Annotated in this window: 16 protein-coding genes; 15 read left to right on the top strand and 1 reads right to left on the bottom strand. The window is 65.6% G+C overall.

Annotated elements, in window-relative coordinates:
• Positions 1 to 61 precede the first annotated feature (61 nt).
• The 13 genes from IEW13_RS05920 (at position 62) to IEW13_RS05865 (ending at position 9,710) form a co-directional block, all read left to right on the top strand.
• Complete coding sequence (locus IEW13_RS05920; RefSeq protein WP_188550018.1) at positions 62 to 1,558, top strand: hypothetical protein; 1,497 nt, start codon at positions 62 to 64, stop codon at positions 1,556 to 1,558.
• Entirely contained in the window at positions 1,545 to 2,588 is a 1,044-nt protein-coding gene (locus IEW13_RS05915) for a phage minor head protein (protein ID WP_188550017.1), read from the top strand. The genes IEW13_RS05920 and IEW13_RS05915 overlap by 14 nt, the downstream gene beginning before the upstream one ends.
• Positions 2,589 to 3,519: 931 nt before the next feature.
• Positions 3,520 to 4,785, top strand: a complete 1,266-nt coding sequence (locus tag IEW13_RS05910; protein ID WP_188550016.1) for a hypothetical protein — start codon at positions 3,520 to 3,522, stop codon at positions 4,783 to 4,785.
• Between the two features lie 2 nt (positions 4,786 to 4,787).
• Positions 4,788 to 5,126, top strand: coding sequence for a DUF2190 family protein (locus IEW13_RS05905; protein ID WP_188550015.1), 339 nt, complete (start codon positions 4,788 to 4,790; stop codon positions 5,124 to 5,126).
• A gap of 13 nt (positions 5,127 to 5,139) precedes the next feature.
• On the top strand, positions 5,140 to 6,294 hold the full coding sequence (locus IEW13_RS05900) for a phage major capsid protein (RefSeq protein ID WP_188550014.1): 1,155 nt from the start codon (positions 5,140 to 5,142) through the stop codon (positions 6,292 to 6,294).
• A gap of 62 nt (positions 6,295 to 6,356) precedes the next feature.
• Positions 6,357 to 6,695, top strand: a complete 339-nt coding sequence (locus IEW13_RS05895) for a hypothetical protein (protein ID WP_188550013.1) — start codon at positions 6,357 to 6,359, stop codon at positions 6,693 to 6,695.
• Positions 6,695 to 7,123, top strand: a complete 429-nt coding sequence (locus IEW13_RS17350; RefSeq protein ID WP_229744957.1) for a DUF6093 family protein — start codon at positions 6,695 to 6,697, stop codon at positions 7,121 to 7,123. The genes IEW13_RS05895 and IEW13_RS17350 overlap by 1 nt, the downstream gene beginning before the upstream one ends.
• Positions 7,123 to 7,479, top strand: a complete 357-nt coding sequence (locus IEW13_RS05890) for an HK97-gp10 family putative phage morphogenesis protein (RefSeq protein WP_188550012.1) — start codon at positions 7,123 to 7,125, stop codon at positions 7,477 to 7,479. Before IEW13_RS17350 ends, IEW13_RS05890 begins: the two co-directional genes overlap by 1 nt.
• On the top strand, positions 7,476 to 7,886 hold the full coding sequence (locus tag IEW13_RS05885; protein ID WP_188550011.1) for a hypothetical protein: 411 nt from the start codon (positions 7,476 to 7,478) through the stop codon (positions 7,884 to 7,886). The genes IEW13_RS05890 and IEW13_RS05885 overlap by 4 nt, the downstream gene beginning before the upstream one ends.
• Positions 7,887 to 7,947: 61 nt before the next feature.
• A complete protein-coding gene (locus IEW13_RS05880; protein ID WP_188550010.1) occupies positions 7,948 to 8,136 on the top strand; it encodes a hypothetical protein in 189 nt (62 codons plus the stop codon).
• A gap of 1 nt (position 8,137) precedes the next feature.
• Positions 8,138 to 8,677, top strand: a complete 540-nt coding sequence (locus tag IEW13_RS05875; protein WP_444544407.1) for a phage tail tube protein — start codon at positions 8,138 to 8,140, stop codon at positions 8,675 to 8,677.
• A gap of 101 nt (positions 8,678 to 8,778) precedes the next feature.
• Positions 8,779 to 9,423: a hypothetical protein gene (locus tag IEW13_RS05870; RefSeq protein ID WP_188550008.1), complete on the top strand. Its 645-nt coding sequence runs from the start codon at positions 8,779 to 8,781 to the stop codon at positions 9,421 to 9,423.
• 29 nt (positions 9,424 to 9,452) lie between these two features.
• Positions 9,453 to 9,710 carry a hypothetical protein gene (locus tag IEW13_RS05865; RefSeq protein ID WP_188550007.1) on the top strand — a complete coding sequence of 86 codons (258 nt, stop codon included), beginning with the start codon at positions 9,453 to 9,455 and terminating at the stop codon, positions 9,708 to 9,710.
• On the opposite strand, the gene IEW13_RS05860 is transcribed toward IEW13_RS05865, so the two are convergent.
• Positions 9,689 to 10,066 carry a hypothetical protein gene (locus tag IEW13_RS05860; protein ID WP_188550006.1) on the bottom strand — a complete coding sequence of 126 codons (378 nt, stop codon included), beginning with the start codon at positions 10,064 to 10,066 and terminating at the stop codon, positions 9,689 to 9,691. The two genes, IEW13_RS05865 and IEW13_RS05860, sit on opposite strands and share 22 nt — an antisense overlap.
• Positions 10,067 to 10,143: 77 nt before the next feature.
• On the opposite strand from IEW13_RS05860, the gene IEW13_RS05855 reads away from it, so the two are divergent.
• Together IEW13_RS05855 and IEW13_RS05850 are read left to right on the top strand one after the other, a co-directional pair.
• A complete protein-coding gene (locus IEW13_RS05855) occupies positions 10,144 to 15,780 on the top strand; it encodes an aggregation-promoting factor C-terminal-like domain-containing protein (protein ID WP_188550005.1) in 5,637 nt (1,878 codons plus the stop codon).
• The gene (locus IEW13_RS05850) at positions 15,777 to 17,270 is read left to right on the top strand and encodes a phage tail family protein (RefSeq protein WP_188550004.1); all 1,494 of its coding nucleotides are present in this window, start codon (positions 15,777 to 15,779) and stop codon (positions 17,268 to 17,270) included. Before IEW13_RS05855 ends, IEW13_RS05850 begins: the two co-directional genes overlap by 4 nt.
• Positions 17,271 to 17,272: the final 2 nt, after the last annotated feature.

Raw genomic sequence — 17,272 nt, 5'->3', positions numbered from 1 at the left:
TGAATCGCGCTTGGAAGACGCACTAAATCGGATTGAACTGCTGACCGAGAGCTTGGCTGACATGGAGCTGGCCCTCGAAGACAGGGGTTGGAATCTTGTAGGGGAGTCCTCCAAGGAATTCTCCCGTGACGGGCTGCAGCGCGCCGCCGAGCTGTGCCGCGTGATGGCGATTGCAAGTCCGCTGATTAAGCGTGGCAACGCTGTCCGTGCGGCGTACGTGTGGGGCAAGGGGATCGGTGTCACGGCGCGTGCTGACGGCACGGACGGCACCGAAGACGTCAACTCCCTCATCCAGGAGTTCCTGGATGACGACGCCACGAGGGCGTGCTTCTCCGGCGCGCAGGCGCAGATCGCGAACGAGAACCTTCTCGCCACCGACGGCAACCTGTTCTGCGCATTCGTCACCCGCCCCCTGACGGGGAAGGTCACCCCGCGGCTGATCGATTTCGATGAGATCACCGACGTCATCCGTGACCCGGAGGACCGCGCCACCGTCTGGTACTACCGCCGCGACTGGAACGTCACGACCCTCGACGTGGCGACTGGCCGCGAGGAGACAGTGACGCGTGCCGCGTACTACCCGGACCTGCGATACCGTCCCCGCTCCCGTCCCCGCCATATCGGTGGGGTGGAGGTGCGATGGGACATGCCGATCTACCACGTGAAGGTCAATGGGGGCCGGCACTGGAAGTTCGGCATCGGGGATGACTACGCGGCACTGCCGTGGGCCAGGAGCTACAAGGAGTTCCTGGAGTCGTGGGCCGCGTTGACGAAGGCGCTGTCGCGGATCGCGTGGCAGGCGTCGTCGAAGAACAAAGCCCAGGCGAAACGGCAGAAACTCGCCCTGGAATCCCGTCCGCACGACCCCGCGAACCCCACCGGCGCCGGCGCCACTGTTGTCGCGACTGAAGACCAGAAGATCGAAGCGGTCTCGAAGTCCGGCGCGACGATCGACGCTGAGTCGGGCCGTCCGCTGCTGGCGATGGTCGCGGCGGCTCTCGGTCTTCCTGTCACGACCCTCTCAGCAGACCCAGGGCAGACTGGTGCCCGCGCGGTCGCTGAGACCCTCAACACCCCCACCAAGCTGGAGTTCGGTGCCCGCCGTGAGGTGTGGACGGATTTTTACCGCGCGGCACTCGGGTACGTCATCGATCAGGCTGTCATCGCACCCCAAGGCCCCCTGAACGGCACGGTTTCGCGTGACGGGGACCGGATCATCGTGGAGCTTGCGGGCGGCACGGACCGGACGCTGGACATCACGTGGCCGGAGATCGACGAGGACGACCCGAAGGAAATCATCGACGCGATCGCCACCGCCGGCAGTCTGGAGATCGTCCCGCCGCTGGTGCTGCTGCGCCTCGTCCTCCGCGCGTTGAAGGTGCGGGATGTGGATGAGATCCTCGCGCAGGTCACCGACCCGGAGACGGGTGAGTTCATCCCACCGGAGATGAACGCCGGGCAGGCTCTCGCTGACGACTTCCGTCGTGGCCGGGCTGCCGGCGCTAGGGATGACTATCAGGATCCTGACGATGTCGAGGACCCGGATGGCGATCAATAGCGCTACTCTCGCGGCTGTGGCGTGGATGCGGCAGCAGATCCGGTCCTTAACGGATGCTGAGGTTGGGCGGCTCACCGCCGCGTGGGTGGAAGCCTGGGACGAACTCGCCCCGGAGTTCTCCGCCGCGCTGACGGACCTTCTGTCCACGGCGGAGGGGACACGGGTGCCGGCGTCGATGGTCGCGAGGTCACGGCGCGTGCAGGACGCCCTCACGCACGCGGAAGCGGTCCTGGTGGAGCTTTCCCGGCATACTGACTCGATTCTGGTGGATGATCTTGCCAGGGTGATCCTGGAGGCCGCTGAAGGGCACGTGCAGGTCCTCCAATCCCAGCTCCCCACTGGGGACATTCGGGCGGTGGATTTCACCCGGACGGACCCGCAGGCGATGGCTGCGATCGTTGATCGCTCCACACAGCAGATCACCTCACGGACTCTCCCCATTCCTGCCGAGCAGGCGCAGGTGATGCGGCAGTCAATCATTCGGGGGATCTTCCTGGGGGAGCACCCTGACGCTGTCGCTCGGCTGATCCTCCGTCGGACGGAGTGGGGATTCAACGGCGGCCTGACGAGGGCGGCGAGGATCGCGCGGACGGAGATGCTCGACGCGCACCGCGAAGCCGCCAGACGCAACGCCCTCGCCAACCGGGACATCCTCACCGGATGGGTGTGGCAGGCCACCCTCGACACGGACACGTGCATCTCGTGCCTCGCCAACCACGGCCGTGAATACCCGGTGGAGGAGTTCGGGCCGATCGACCACCCGAATGGCCGCTGCGCCCGGGTCGACAAGGTCAAGTCCATGTCCGATCTGCTCGGCCTGGACCTGGATGAACCTGACGACGCGATCCCTGACGCGCAGGCGTGGTTCGACGCTCTCCCGAGAGCGGACCAGCTGGCGATTATGGGCTCCCCGAAACGCCTCGACCTCTACCTGAACGGTGACGTCGCCTGGCAAGACCTGACGGTCCGGAAAACGAACCCGGACTGGCGGGACTCCATGATCCCCACACCCGTGCCGCAGCTGACCTAGTCCAGGTCGGGGCCTGTCCGGTGCGGCTCGACGATCTTCAGCATGCCGCACTCCAGGCACTCAACGGTCAGCTGCGACGGGGACGTGTCGAGGTTGATCATCCGCACTTTCCACGCGTGCTTATCGCAGTGCCCGTACTCCCTCACATCTTCGACCCTATGCCGACCATCGCGTGACCGCTAGGAGCACCGGGTACGGCATCGCCCAAGTTAAGAGGTCCCGCGACGGCTGCAACCGTCCGGGACCACGGCCGAGTATGGAGGTACTCGACATGCCCCAGCGTACCTGCACCTTCCCAGAGTGCGAAGGACGCCATCTCGCTCGCGGGTTCTGCGCTAAGCACTACCAGCGATACATGAAATTCGGGGACCCCAGCGTGGTGCTCCCACCGAAAGGCCCCGACCCCGTCGACCCATGGACGAGGATCGATCAGCGGGGACCAGACGAATGCTGGCCCTGGACGCACTCCACCGACCCAGACGGGTACGGCGTGCAGAAGATTGCAGGGACGAGGTGGCGGGTCGCCCGTTGGGTGTTGACACAGAAAGTCGGGCCGCTTCAACCGGATGAAGTCACACGGCACACGTGCGACAACCCCATCTGCTGCAACCCGAACCACCTGCTGCGCGGGTACCCCGCGGACAACGCACGCGACATGGTGTCCCGCCGCCGCCAGAACCGCGGAAGCGACCACTGGACCGTGAGGAACCCAGAAGGGGTCCAAGGCGAGAACAACTCCGCGGCGAAACTCACCGCCCAGCAAGTTTCCGAGATCCGGCGCCGGTACGCGACCGGCGGTGTGACGCAGGTGGCCCTCGCAGAACAGTTCGGCGTCGACCAGGCCCATATCAGCTCAATTGTCCGCCGGAAAGCGTGGGCGCACGTCCCCTAGAGCGACAGCTACGACCGGCCACACCCGAAGGAGACCTGAATGACCACGCAGATACGCGAGACCACCGCGCTATCTGAAGCCGCCTCGCCCACCGAAGGTGTAGGACGCATTCAGATCGTGCTGTGCAGCCCCGGAATCGGCGCATCCGGTTTTTACAGCAAGGAAGTCCTCCAGCAGGCAGCAGCCGACCGGGTGTGGCCGAAGGGCACTCAATGCCACCTCGACCACGATTCCGCGCTGGACCGAGAGAACCGGCCCGAGGGCAGTGTGCGGAACCTCGCCGCGGTCCTCACCGAGGACGCCCACTGGTCTGAAGAGCATGGTGCCCTCGTCGCGGAAGCCCGTGTGGGGTCCACATACCGCAACCTCATCGCGGACTTCGCTGACACCCTCGGCACTTCGATCGTCGCGTCCGCTGAAGTCAGCACGGGCGAAGTCAACGGGCAGCAGCACCGGATCATCGAACGCCTCCTCCCGTCACCGTTCAATCGGGTCGACTTCGTCACGGTCGCTGGCCGCGGTGGCCGGATCGCTGAAGTCCTGGAAGCGGCCAAGCCGGTCCAGGAAGCACGGTCCATCGGCGGGTGGATGGAAGCGCGCCTGCATCAGACGTTCACCAACATCGCCGATGACTCGTACGGCGATGGACGTCTGTCCCGTGAGGAGCGCATCACGCTTTCCGGAGCTATTGGGGACGCCCTGACTGCGTTCGTCCAGAAGCTGGAGGCTGACGCCCCGCAGCTGTACAAGCGGGACCTCTGGGACGAACCCGATGGCCCGGTCACCGAGAGCAAGCCTGCACAGGATTCGGTCAACCCGACCGAGAACAAGGAAACGAAGGAGAACACCATGCCTGAGATTCAGGAGTCCCGTCTCCGTGAGCTCGAAGAGGCTGCCGGTCGGGTCACCGCACTGGAGCAGAAGACCTCCGAGCTGGAGACCGAGAACACCGACCTGAAGACCAAGCTGAAGCTCGCCGAGGCCAAGGACTACGCCCGCGACTTCGCGGAGAACCTCGTCCATTCCGCCAACAGCGAGCTGTCCGAAGCCGCGGTGCAGCGGATCGTGGGGGAGTCCCTCCCGAAGATCCGCCTGACCGACGACGGCCGCCTTGACACCGACCATCTCACCACGGTCGTGGCGAAGGCCCGTGAGACCGAGGAAACCTACCTCGCCCGCATCGCGGAGGAGTCCGGCCTCGGGCAGGTCCGCGGCATCGGCTCCACGGAGCCTAAGACCATCAGCGAGGCCGACGTCAACGCCACCATCGCGGGCGTGTTCGGCCGTCAGATTCAGGAGGCCTGATCATGGCGAAGAACATCATCTTCGACTCCCCGTCCACCCTCGAACTCGAAGTCCCCGAAGGCACCGTATCCGGCCAGCCGGTCGTTATCGGCGGGATCGTCGGTGTCGCCATCACCTCCCGCGGCGCGATCAACAACCAGCCCACCAAGGCCACCGTCGCTGTGCGCCCCGCACCCGTCGCAGAGGTTGACGTCGCCGGCGCCCTCACCGAGGGGCAGCCCGTGTACGTCAACGGCTCTGGCGGTCTCACCGCCACCGAGGCAGAGAACACCCTGTTCGGCCACTTCGTCGGTGGCTCCAAGCCGGCCGGCACCGCACCCGCCCGCGTGCGGCTCGTCTGAGAAAGGAAAAAGCATGAGCACCGCAACCATGATCGAGGGCGAAGTGCAGATCCTCACCGGCAGTGACGCTGTCACCGCCGGCACGGAAGCCCTCCGCGAGTCGGCGTTCTTCCGCCGCCCGCAGCGCCCCGCTGACTACCACGAGAAGGTCCTGGAAACCGCCCGCATCATCCAGGGCGCGTTCTCCGGCTCCTACTACGGTCTGGGTCGCCTGCAGGAGGCCATGTCCACCAGCGACTTCCCGTACTACCTGGGGGACGTCCTGGGTCGTGAACTCCTGCCGAACTACCAGGCCGTCACCCCGGTGTGGTCCCAGTACGTCCGCCGCTCCCTGGTGCCGGACTTCCGGCCGAAGAAGTTCGTGGACCTCCTGGGTGGGCAGGAGATCCTGGAGCGCGTCGGTCAGGGCGCCCCGTACCCGGCTGGGAAGCTGAACGACCGCGAGTATCAGCTGACTGTCGCGAAGTTCGGCCGGCGGCTGCCGATCACGTTCGAGGCGATCGTCAACGACGAACTCGGTGACTTCACGTCCCTGCCGCAGCGTCTCGCGCAGGCAGCCCGGAACACCGAGGACTACACCATTGTCGGTCTCCACACCACCGCCGAAGGCCCGAACCCGGACCTTTTCAACGCCGACAACGGCAACGCCCCGGTGAACGTGGAACTCACCGTCGACTCCCTTCAGGAGGCGATCACCACGATCACCTCCCGCAAGGATGAAGACGGCAACCCGATCATCTTCCCGGGTCTGCGTCTCGTCGTCCCGCCGGGTCTGGCGCCGCGTGCGCAGAACATCCTCAACGCGGTGGAGATCGAAACGACCCAGGGGAACCGGAGGCTGCGGTCGCGGAACTGGCTGTCCTCGCAGATCCAGCTCGTGATCCAGCATTGGCTGCCCGTGGTGGACCGGTCGGAGAACGCGAACAAGACCTGGTACATCTTCCCGGACCCGAACGCTGCCCGTCCGGCGCTGGTGGCTGGGTTCCTCCGGGGCCGGGAGAACCCGGACCTTCGAGTGAAGGCCGACCAGGGCACCGCTGTGGGTGGCGGAGCGATCTCCCCGGCGGAGGGGTCGTTCGACAACGACACCACCGATTACCGGGTCCGCCACATCCTCGGTGGCACGACCCTGGACCCGATCGGCACGTTCGCTTCGACGGGCGGCTGACCACCTACCCCTGGCCGGGGCGTCTGCTCCCGGCGTCCCGGCCAGGCCTCCCTTGGAGGTGCATGATGGACTATTCGACTCCCACAGGCCAGGTGCGCCTCCTCATCGCCGACCTGCGAGACCCCCCGATCCTGTCGGATGACATGATCCGGGGGTTCCTGGACATGCAGTTGTCGGTGAAGCGTGCCGCGGCGGACGCGCTGGACGCGATCGCCTCGTCTGAGGCGCTGCTGTCGAAGGTCATGCGGACCCAGGACAGGCAGACGAACGGCGCCGCGGTGGCTGACGCTCTGAGGAAGCATGCCGCGTCCCTGCGGGCACAGGCGGCCGCCGAGGACGAGTCTGCAGCTGAGGACTCGCACTTCGGGATCGTGGAGTTCTCCCCGTACGGGAGGCTCTGATGCCGTTCCCGAATCACAAGGTCGTCCCTGACGGCTGGTCCCAGCACCACACCCAGACCGCCGAAGCATGGTTCACTGCGCGGTGCCGAATCACAACCCAGCCGGACTGGCCAGAAGTCCCCGATTACGACAACCCACCCGAGGGTGAACTGCTGTACACCGGCCCATGCTCGGTCCAGCCCATCAACACCGCCACCTCAAACGAAGTCGTGGCCGAGACACGAACCGTACGCCCGTACCTCGTCTCTCTCCCACTGACAGTGCAGCGGGTACGAGCAGAAGCAGAATCACCTCTCGTGAGAATCACCGAATGCCCTGACGACCCAGCGTTCGTCGGCCGCCAGCTGAAGGTGACTGATGTCCAGTACGCCTCAACGAACTGGACCCGCGACCTCGTGTGCATCGACAACCTGAACCAGGAGGCGTGATGCCCAGGATCGACGCATCTGAACTGCGATCGTTCGCCGCGGATCTCACCCGAGCGTCAGGCCGCGCGGGAATCCTCGCGGATAAGGCAGTCCGGGCCACCGCAGCATCTATCGTCTCTGACGCGAAACGCAACCACACTTTCCAGAACCAGACAGGCAACCTGGAGAACAGCATCGGGTTCGACGCAACGAAAGACACCGGCGGGACGACAGCCGTCGCGGGCCCCACCGCCGCGTACGGGGCATTCGTTGAGTACGGGACGTCACGGTCACGCCCGCACCCGTTCATGGGCCCGGCGTTCGACAGGCAGCTGCCTGCACTCGAACAGGCCATGGCGAAGATCGTCGAGCTATGACCACTGGAAGCGCGCTTACCGCGGACGTCCGGGACAAGCTCACTGGGATCCCCCACACGACCGTCTATGTCGGGTCCGTCCCGAAAACGGTGCCCACGACAGGCGAGGGACGGATCAAACCGTACATCGTGCTCTGGCCAGACGCGGGAGACGAGCCTGCAGAGGCGCCGCTGGATATGACTGCGCCGGGGATCTCCTGGGGCTGCATCGTGACTGTCGCAGCCCACACCGCGATGGAAGTCCTCACCACCGCCGCCACGGTCCGTGCGAGGCTCCACCGTCAGGACGGCCCGGGCGGGACCACGTACGTGCAGGTCCCGAACGGCGCGAAAGTCGGGGAAGACCCAGACGAAACACCACCGCGGCAGTTCCTCCCGATGGAGTTCCGCGCCCTCACGACACACTGACCACCGTAACCGTTGAAGCCGCTCCCGCCGGGGCGGCTTCCGTCATTTCAGGAGGCCCCTCATGGCTGACGACAAGACCGTGTTCCGCGACGCCTACGACACGACCACCGGGCAGAAGCTCCCGCACAAGGTACCGGAGTCGCACTTCGCGATCTTCCCGAACCTCCGCAAGACCCCCCTCCAGAAACAGAAGGAGCGGGAACCCAAGGCCCAGGTCACTCGGGTCACAGAACCGAAGAAGGAGAACTGACATGCCTCTGTCTCTGGCTGATGGCCACACCCGAGTGGCCCTGCTGAACCAGAAGCCCGCTGATCCGTTGCACCCCACGGTGCAGGAACTCAACAACGGTATCGACGCGTCGTGCCGGATTCTCTCGTCCGACTACAACGTCACCCCGACCGCGTCAGAGACCGTGGACGAGAAGCCTCTCTGCGTGGAAGGCAACGCGCAGGCATTCGGCGCCTCAAACGCGACGATCGAGTTCACTCCCTTCCGTTACTTCGCAGACGACGGGACTGCGGAACCGACCGAAGCGGACCAGATCGGCGACGCAGTGTTCCAGGCCACCAAGGTCAAGGGCACGCGGCTGTGGATCTACCACCGCGAAACGTCGAAGAAGTCCACTGACCCGTGGGAGGAAGGCGACGAGGTCGACGGGTTCGAGTTCCTCACCGACAACCCTCAGCAGGTCGACCGGTCCGGCTACGTCAAGCGCAAGATCGTCGGCGCCTATCAGGACATGTGGCTCAACGGCACGGTCACGGCCGCAGCCGGCGGTAGCGGCGGCTGACCCCAAAACGCCTGTGGGGCCGGGTTTCACACGGGTCCCCGGCCCCACAGGTCCGCCTTCATCGACCCGTGACCACCCGTGTACTGAGAAAGGAAAGACCCGTGGCAGAAACCGAGTTCAATCCAGATGAGTTCCTTGCTGGCATCCGCCGTCGACGCACCCCGGTGAAGATTTACACCAAGCCGGACCTCGCCGACGAGATCGCCGCCCTCGAACACGAACTGGAAGCGCTGGACGTGCCTGACGAGGCGCCGATGGGCGGCGGGCCCGTGCGGGATCTCAATGACCGCATTGACGCACTCGCCCAGGAGTTCCATGACTCCGCGGTCACCTTCTGGATTCAGCCGCTCGGCCCCGATGAGATAGAAGAGATCTCCAAGCGGGTCCGGAAGGAGCACCGCGAGAAGGCCGACAAGATCGCGAAGGACGCCCGCGAGGAAGCCAAGGTGTCGTGCAAGCGCCAGGGCATCACGGAACAGCGCGAGGTGGAAAAGATCGTCCGCGACGTGGCATCGAACGCTTCGAACACGTACCTCTCATTCGAGACCAGCCTCCACATCCTCGCCGCGGCGGTCGTGGAGCCCAAGCTGTCCCCTGAGCACCTGCGAGAGCTGAACAACAAGCTCGGCGACGGCCAGGTGAGGAAGCTCAACGACGCGTTCCGCAAGGTCACGCAGGGCAGCCCGGAGGAGTCTGTCCCAAAATCGTCGAGGCGTGGAACGACGGCCGGGGAGACCAGTCTCTAGTCGAAGCGCGTGCGGCCAGGGCGTGGGGTGTGTCCATCTCGACCCTTCGGGGTGAACGCAAGCCCACCCAGAAGTGGACCCAGAAGGACCGCCTCATCGCTCTGGCCCTCACCGTCTACGAGAGCGGGCTCTGCAAGGGCTGCGGGCAGCCCCTCGACCACACCACGGGCGAGCGGCCGCGGGATTACTCAGTGCGCGAGTACCACTGCTCAGGCTGCTACGAGTTGGAGTCCCGTACGAAGAAGCACGAGCCGGGGCAGAAGGTCTATCTGTTCCCAGAGGAATGACGGGACCGGATCACCTGGGCGCCGACGATCATCACCACGCCGATGACCCCGAATAGCAGCGCGGCCCCGACTGCTTGCCCAAACACGAGGATCGACACCCCCACCACTACGGCCAGGACCCCGGCGAGGAGCAACCCGCCGGCTGGTCGGCGGGTGGATTCAGGGAACTGATAGCCCAGCTTCTCCAACACCAATGCGATTACTGCGCCAATGAGCGTCACAACCGCGGGGGCCCAGAGAAGAACGGCTGTCCCGGTCGCTCGCCCATCCAAAAGCGACAAGGCAACGCCAACCGCGGCTAGAAGCCCTCCCGTGGTGAACAGCTTCGTGCTCAGCCGCGTGCCGTCTTGGCTCATCTCAATCTCCTACCCACTCGCCTCCCCGTGATTCTAGCCAACCGGCGAGACCCCATCTATGCCCAGAGGAGGGACACATGGCCGATCAGACTCGATCCGTCTCAGTCCGCCTCAGGGCAGAGGTGGCGCAGTTCCGCGCGGACATGGCCGCCGCCGCCAAAGCCAGTCAGGACGCCGCGGCGAAGGTCGAGTCTCATTGGTCGAAGTCCGAGGGTGTCTTCGGCAAGACTGCGAACACCATCAAGCAGAACTCGTCTGCGCTCACCAGCGTAGGTGTGACCGCTACGGCGGCTTCGGCGGCCGTGCTGGGCGTGGGCGCTGCGGCGATGAAGACGGGCGTCTCGTACAACACCCTTCAACAGACCGCGCGCGCCGCGATGTCGACCCTCCTGGGCGGCGCGACCGCAGCGAACGCCCAGATGGACCGTCTGGATGAGTGGGCAGTCAACAGCCCGTTCGCGAAGCAGGTGTTCATCGAGGCGCAGCAGCAGATGATCGGCTTCGGCGTTGAAGCGGACAAGGTCCTGCCTACGCTCGACGCCATCCAGGACACGGTTGCTGCATTCGGCGGATCGAATGAACACATCGCATCCTTGGTAGAGATCCTGTCCCAGGTGCAGTCGCAGGGCCGGCTCTCGGGACGAGAACTGCAGCGGATGGGCTACTACGGCGTCGACGCTGCCGCCATCATCGGGGCGCAGATGGGTAAGTCGGGCGCAGAGATCCGGGAGATGGCCTCTCGCCCCGGCGGTATTCCTGTCGAGCAGATCTGGGATCCGCTAGTTGACGGCCTTACGGAGCGCTTCGGCGGTGCCGCAGAGAACGTCAAGGACACGCATGAGGGCGCCATTGACCGGATCAAGGCCGCTTGGCGTGACCTTTCAGGCGAACTCGCTCGTCCCCTCGTAGATCCCAATGGTGGCGGGTTCGGCGCAGATGTCCTGAACTTCGCCGCTGACGCGATGCGACTGTTCATGGAGCTCCCGGAACCCATCCGTAACACTGCGCTGGGAATCGTGGGGCTCGGCGCCGCCGGCGTCGGTGCAGTCGGTGCGACCGCGGCGCTCGTTCCCCGGATGATCGACCTGCACACAAACATGGTGCAACTGTCGACTCAGTTCCCAAGGACAGCCCGAGGCCTTCGCAACGTAGGCATCGCCGCAGGTGTCGTCACCGGCGCCATCATCGCCATGCAAGCGGCGGGCCACACGGTCTTCCGCCGGGGCGGTTTCGACGGCGTCGAAGAGATGGAACAGGGCATGATCCGCGCCGCCGCGGGAGGCCGAGACCTCACCGAAGCCCTCGGTGGCGTCGAGGCCGTGTGGGGAGACTCGTCCCGCTGGCTTGGACATCAGGAGATTGACGACTTCGGCGCTGCCATCGACCGAGTTGTGAATGGCCGCTGGCACGACGGCTTCAACATGTGGGTCCATTCCTGGACCGGGTGGGGATCTGAAATCGCGGACACCACTCAGACCCTTGAGACCGCCGACCAGGCGCTCGCCCGGTTCGTCGCCTCCGGCAACTTCCGTGCCGCCGCGAACAACTTCCGGCTGATGGCGGACGAAGCCGAGGCGAATGGAATCTCGATCGAGGAGACGGCCTCGGTCTACCCGGAGTACATTAACGCGCTGCGCGACACGGCCACACAGCTCGGCGTGACCGTATCTGATGCGCAGCTCTTCGCATGGGCAATGGGAGACATCCCGCCGCATGTCCAGGCTGCTATCGACGCGGAAGAAGAGCACTCCGCAGCTCTGGATGGCATGGCGTCATCCACCGACAGCGTTGTGATGTCCACGCGAGATCTACTCGACGCCCTCTGGGAACTCTCCGGAGTGTTCATCAGCGCCGAGGAAGCGACCATCCGGTACGAGGAGCAGCTCGACAAGGTCCGAGATGCCATCGAGGACAACGGCGCCGCCTGGGACGTCACCACGGAGAAGGGCCGTTCCAACCGCGAAGAGCTGATCAAGCTCGCGCAGGCCGCGCAAGACTCCGCTGAAGCGTCCGCTCGAATGGGCGCTTCTCAGCAGGACGTCCAGGACGACCTGATCAGCACGTACGACGTCCTTGTCGACTCCGCCCGCCAGATGGGCGCCACCGCGGAGGAAGCCGAAGAGTACGCCCGGTCGCTGATGGGTATCCCGGACAACGTCGAAACGGAGATCTGGGCGCGGGACAACGCCACGGCCATCATCGAGGCTGTCAAGGAAGAGCTCGTCAATCTTCCCGACATTCGTGAAGTGTGGATCCGCGTCAACGAAACCTGGGTCCGCGAAGAGGGAGGCCAGCGCCAGTACCGGTCCAACCCGCACACCGGCATGGCCGCCATGTACTCCGGCGGCATCGTCGAGTTCATGGACCGCGGCGGCATGCGTCCTATGTCCCCGGTCGCGCAGATGGTCCCGCCCAACACGTGGCGGATCGTCGGTGACCGCCCGGACGTTGACGAAGCGTATATCCCTCTGGACGGGTCGCGTCGGTCCAAGGAGATATTGGCCGAGGCCATCGCCCGTATGCCCGGGGCGTTCCCTATGGCGTCTGGCGGGATTGTCGCCGCGGCGCAGGCCCGGCTCGACCAGGCGCAACGGGCTCTGGAAGACATCACGCGGGCGAACCGCAGCGTCACGCCCGAGGAGCGCCGTCGTGAGCAGGCTCAGATCCGTGTCGACCGTGCCAGGGAGGCGCTAGACAGCGCACGTGCGGAGCAGGAACGCCGCGAACGCCTCAACGTCCTGCGTACTGACCTTCGGACGGACCTGCGCCGTGGGACGATTCAGGATCAGGTCACCAGGGACCTGGGCGGCGGCTACGCAGCTGTTGATCGGCTGTTTGGGTTGGGCCAGAACGATGACCTGTCCCGTTCCGCGCAGAACCGAGCGATGTCGTCGGCGCGCCGGTTTGAAGCTGACCTGCGTCGCCTATACCAGCAGGCAGAGGCCCTGGACGAGCGTCTTCGTGATGCCCAGGAGCGAGCTGAGGAGCTCCGCGGCATTCAGCAGTCCGTCACTAGCGGCCTTCTGAATGAACGTCGCCTGGATTTCGGGGACTACTCGCGATACGAGGGTGGAGAGTGGGTCACCGACGGTGGCATTCAGGGCGCGACCCGCAGGCTCAGCGTGGACGGAAGCAAGCTCCGAGACTTCGCCAAGAAGTTGCAGTCCCTCGCCGCCCTCGGGCTGCCCGGTGCCCTTGTGCAGGAGATCGCCGGCATGGGAGTCGAGGCCGGCTCCCTCGCTGCGGACGAGTTCCTGACTGCTTCCCAGGCGGACGTGTCAGCGTACATCTCTGCCTACGAGGATTACGAGAAGCACGCCACCGCGGCTGGCCGGTACGTGACCAATGCGTTCTACGACGGGGGAGTGGACGCCGCCGACGGAGTGGTACGTGGCCTGGAGTCTCAGCAAGAGCGGGTCGAGCGGCAGATCGCTGATCTCGCTCGGTCGATTGAGAACACGTTCAAGCAGGTCCTTGGGATCCGCTCACCGTCTCGCGTCATGGCGGAACTCGGCGGGTACGCGGGCCACGGACTGGCTCTAGGCTTGGCTGGCTCAATCGCCGACGTGGCAGCGGCATCCAATCTGCTCGCCGACGCCGTGGTCCCCGACCTCCAAGTTGGCGCCATCTCTGTCTCTACCGGGGATGCCGCGGAGGCAACCGAGATGGTCACGGGCATGTCCGACGTGACGCTCACGGCGATGGCTGAGATGCGCCAGGCGGTGAATGAAGCCTACGCCGAGATGGGGTTCACCACCCTGGACGGGCTTCGGGGGATGAGCTCGGCACAGAGCTCTGAGCAGGACGCCATGAAGGCGGGGAACCTCGCCACCTGGCAGGCAATCAACGCGGACACCGCCGCACACCACGAAACCCTCAAGACGACGTCGGCCACAGGGTTCCAGTCAGTCAAGGACACCGCCGCTTTGCGGCTGACCGAGATGCGCTCCGGGACCGACTCGACCATGAGGGCCCTGCGCGACGACTACACCGCCCACATGCAAGGCCTACGACGCACGTCGGGTGAAGGCTTCGCCGAGATCGAGCGGGTCGGCCGCGAGTCGTTCTCGGGGCTCCGGTCCGGGATGAACGCGCAGATGGGCGAGGCACGTCCTGAACTGGTGAACTCCCTGAACCGGCTGATCGACGTATTCGGCCGGTTCACGACGTCCGTGAACGAAGCGTTTGGGGACGTGGGTGTGAACCTGGAGGCGCCGGCGCAGATCCGCATGGCGACTGGTGGCGTCCTTCCTGGGCACACCCCTGGCATGGACGTCCATCATTTCCGGTCCCGCACTGCAGGTGATCTCTACCTGTCGGGTGGAGAAGCAATCATGCGTCCAGAGTGGACACAGATGGTCGGCGGCGAAGCGACAGTCCGGGCTATGAACGACGCAGCTCGCCGCGGGGATCACGAAGTGGTCCACCAGATGCTCCACTTCGCCGGTGGCGGGGTCATGCCTGCCCTTGACGGGGTGAACGCCTTCCGGGACTCGGGTATCTGGCGGCCGTGGTGGGCGCTGGTTCGGGAGAACTTCCCGAACGCTCGCCTGCATTCTGCGTACCGTCCGGGCAGCATCACCGCGACAGGGAACCCGTCGCACCACGGGGCCGGCCGGGCGATCGACATCACCCCATCGATGGCGATCTTCAACTGGCTCGCCGCGAACTACGGCCCCCAGACCAGGGAGCTGATCTTCTCCCCGGCGAACAACCGGCAGCTTCACCGTGGCCGTCCTCACATGTACACCGGTGTCACCCGGAACATGCACTGGGACCACATCCACCTCGCGGCGATGCAACCGCCGATGGGTGCCGGCGCGGTCCCTGCCGGCCCGATGGGCGTGTGGGACGGCATGCCGGTTTCGCACCCGTTCCTGGACCGTGCGGGAGTCTCAGCTGGAGCGGACCTCGAAGAGTCCTACCGGCGTGCGGCAAACAGCCTCATGCGGGACATCATCCGGGAGCACTCTGCCCAGCTCGGAGACAACTCCGTCATGCGTGCTCTCGGTACCGGGGTCATGGAGGCCACAAAGGCCGGTCTCGTGGAGAAGGCCGCTGAGTACGGCAAGACCGCGAGCATGAGCTTCGGGAACGTCGCCGACGGACCTGCTCGTCAGATGGCCCGGGAGATGGCCGAATCGATCGGCTGGGGCGAGTTCTGGCCGGACATTGACTGGCTCGTGCAGCGGGAATCGTCCTGGAACCCGACCGCGCAGAACCCCACCTCGACGGCGTTCGGCCTGTTCCAGTTCCTTAACGGCACATGGGGCCCCTACGGGCCGAAGACCGCCGATCCGCGGAAACAGATCGAGTACGGCTACCAATACATCCGTGACCGCTACGGAGATCCGGCTGCGGCGCGGAGGTTCCACGAACGGAACAACTGGTACGCCGACGGTACCCGGTCCGCGCGCGACGGGTGGGCGGTGGTCGGAGAGGATGGCCCGGAACTGGTCCGTCTCCCAGGCGGCACCGAAGTCCGATCGAACGCGCAGTCACGAGCGATGCTCGCCGCAAACCGCACCTTCATCCCGAACGGGGGCGGCGTCGATGTGGAGGCCATCGCGCGTGCCGTGGCGCAGGAGATGGCGAAGCACCCGCAGGTGGTCCAGCACATCGACGGGTCGTCGTACGAGGCCCAAAGGATCGCGGGGGAAGCCGTGGACCGCATCGCTCAGACGCAGGCACTATATGGGGGAGGTTTCCGATGAGGCCGTTCCGGTCTGATGGTCTCCCGTGGCTCCGCGTCATCCTCCGGTCCACCGTCGGGGAGGTCGAACTCACCACCGTCACCTCGGCGGATGGGTTCGTCCTCCTCGACGGCGTGACCGGCCTGGGCATCCCGAAACGCTCCATCGAGTCCACGCCCCTCCCCGCGGCACACGGGAGCGTCCTGCGGTCGCAGCGTCTCGACGAGACCGACATGTACCTACCCGTGTCCATCCGCGGCACAGACCCGGACGACGTGGCACAGAAGTCCCGCCGCCTCGAAGAGGTCCTGGCAGTCGCCTCGGATGAACCGGTGGAGGTGCAGGTCACCGCGCCGAAAACCGACACCACCCGACGCCGGTACGCCTACTACGTCGAAGGCCTCGAAGGCGCGCTGGGTGGGCGGGATTCCCACTACACGTTCCGGCACATCCCCCTCCGGCTCCGGGCGCTGGACCCGATCTGGTTGGGCGTGACGCGCGTGCCGGGCCCGTGGCGGGTCGCGCCGGCGTTGAAGCCTTTCCTGTCGTCCACCTCCGAGAGCCTGGAAGAGCGACGCAACCTCATCGCGGATCCGTCGATGGCCTCCCTGGATGGGAAGTCCATCGCCGGTGGGCAGGGGCAGGTCGTCGCCGGCGGGTATGTGGGGGACACCGCTCTGCAGATCACCCCGAACCCGGGGGCGGAGTCGGTGACGGTGGTGCTGCAGCCGTCCCCCATCCCGCTGGGCGCGATCACCACAGCATCCCTGTATGTGCGCGGTGCCGCGCAGGCGCGGGTGGACATTGAGCAGTGGTCGACTTTCGGGTCCACTGTCCTGGGGTCGGAGACGCACACTCTCACCGCCGCTCAGTGGGGGCGGGCGAGTGTCACGCAGACCCGCACCGCGACGGGATCGTCCGTGCAGATCCGTGCTGTCCTGACCGCCCCGGCGGGTGGGTTCACCGGCCCGGTCCTCGTGGACGCGGCGATGCTCACGACCGGCACGACTGTCCACGACTACTTCGACGGGTCCACCCCCGTCACGGACGGGTGGGTGCACTCCTGGGAGGGCGCCCCGAACGCGTCGGTCTCGCGCGCGGTGCGGGGCATGGCGGGAAGGAACATTCCCTTCCTGCCCGTCGTCCTCGCCTCCAGCACGGTGCAGGGCCAAATCGTCGTGGACGTGCAGGGAGACGACATCGCCTACCCGGTCTGGACGATCGACGCGCCCGGAGAAGACCTCCTACTGATCCACGAAGGCACCGGCGAGCAGCTGTTCGTCGAAGGGGCCTTCACGGAGCAGATAACGATCGACACCCGCCCGCAGGTGGAGGACATCCGCACCCCGACCCTCTCGAATGGAGAGCTGATGGAGCGCATCCCCATCGACAAGGCTGATTTCTTCCACCTCCGCCCGGGCCCGAATCGTCTCAGGGTGTCGATGGTCGGCGCGACACCCCAGTCGGAGATCAACCTTCGTTATGACGAGCGCTTCCTGGCGGGGTACTGATG

The organism is Sediminivirga luteola (assembly GCF_014639315.1).
Classification (GTDB): domain Bacteria; phylum Actinomycetota; class Actinomycetes; order Actinomycetales; family Brevibacteriaceae; genus Sediminivirga; species Sediminivirga luteola.
Note: the sequence above shows the minus strand (reverse complement) of the source record. Positions and strands in the feature narration are given on the sequence as shown.

Excerpts from the sequence above, each read along its gene's own strand:
- IEW13_RS05920 (WP_188550018.1), top strand. The coding sequence starts at position 62 with ATGGAGCTGGCCCTCGAAGACAGGGGTTGGAATCTTGTAGGGGAGTCC.
- IEW13_RS05915 (WP_188550017.1), top strand. The coding sequence starts at position 1,545 with ATGGCGATCAATAGCGCTACTCTCGCGGCTGTGGCGTGGATGCGGCAG.
- IEW13_RS05910 (WP_188550016.1), top strand. The coding sequence starts at position 3,520 with ATGACCACGCAGATACGCGAGACCACCGCGCTATCTGAAGCCGCCTCG.
- IEW13_RS05905 (WP_188550015.1), top strand. The coding sequence starts at position 4,788 with ATGGCGAAGAACATCATCTTCGACTCCCCGTCCACCCTCGAACTCGAA.
- IEW13_RS05900 (WP_188550014.1), top strand. The coding sequence starts at position 5,140 with ATGAGCACCGCAACCATGATCGAGGGCGAAGTGCAGATCCTCACCGGC.
- IEW13_RS05895 (WP_188550013.1), top strand. The coding sequence starts at position 6,357 with ATGATGGACTATTCGACTCCCACAGGCCAGGTGCGCCTCCTCATCGCC.
- IEW13_RS17350 (WP_229744957.1), top strand. The coding sequence starts at position 6,695 with ATGCCGTTCCCGAATCACAAGGTCGTCCCTGACGGCTGGTCCCAGCAC.
- IEW13_RS05890 (WP_188550012.1), top strand. The coding sequence starts at position 7,123 with ATGCCCAGGATCGACGCATCTGAACTGCGATCGTTCGCCGCGGATCTC.
- IEW13_RS05885 (WP_188550011.1), top strand. The coding sequence starts at position 7,476 with ATGACCACTGGAAGCGCGCTTACCGCGGACGTCCGGGACAAGCTCACT.
- IEW13_RS05880 (WP_188550010.1), top strand. The coding sequence starts at position 7,948 with ATGGCTGACGACAAGACCGTGTTCCGCGACGCCTACGACACGACCACC.
- IEW13_RS05875 (WP_444544407.1), top strand. The coding sequence starts at position 8,138 with ATGCCTCTGTCTCTGGCTGATGGCCACACCCGAGTGGCCCTGCTGAAC.
- IEW13_RS05860 (WP_188550006.1), bottom strand. The coding sequence starts at position 10,066 with ATGAGCCAAGACGGCACGCGGCTGAGCACGAAGCTGTTCACCACGGGA.
- IEW13_RS05855 (WP_188550005.1), top strand. The coding sequence starts at position 10,144 with ATGGCCGATCAGACTCGATCCGTCTCAGTCCGCCTCAGGGCAGAGGTG.
- IEW13_RS05850 (WP_188550004.1), top strand. The coding sequence starts at position 15,777 with ATGAGGCCGTTCCGGTCTGATGGTCTCCCGTGGCTCCGCGTCATCCTC.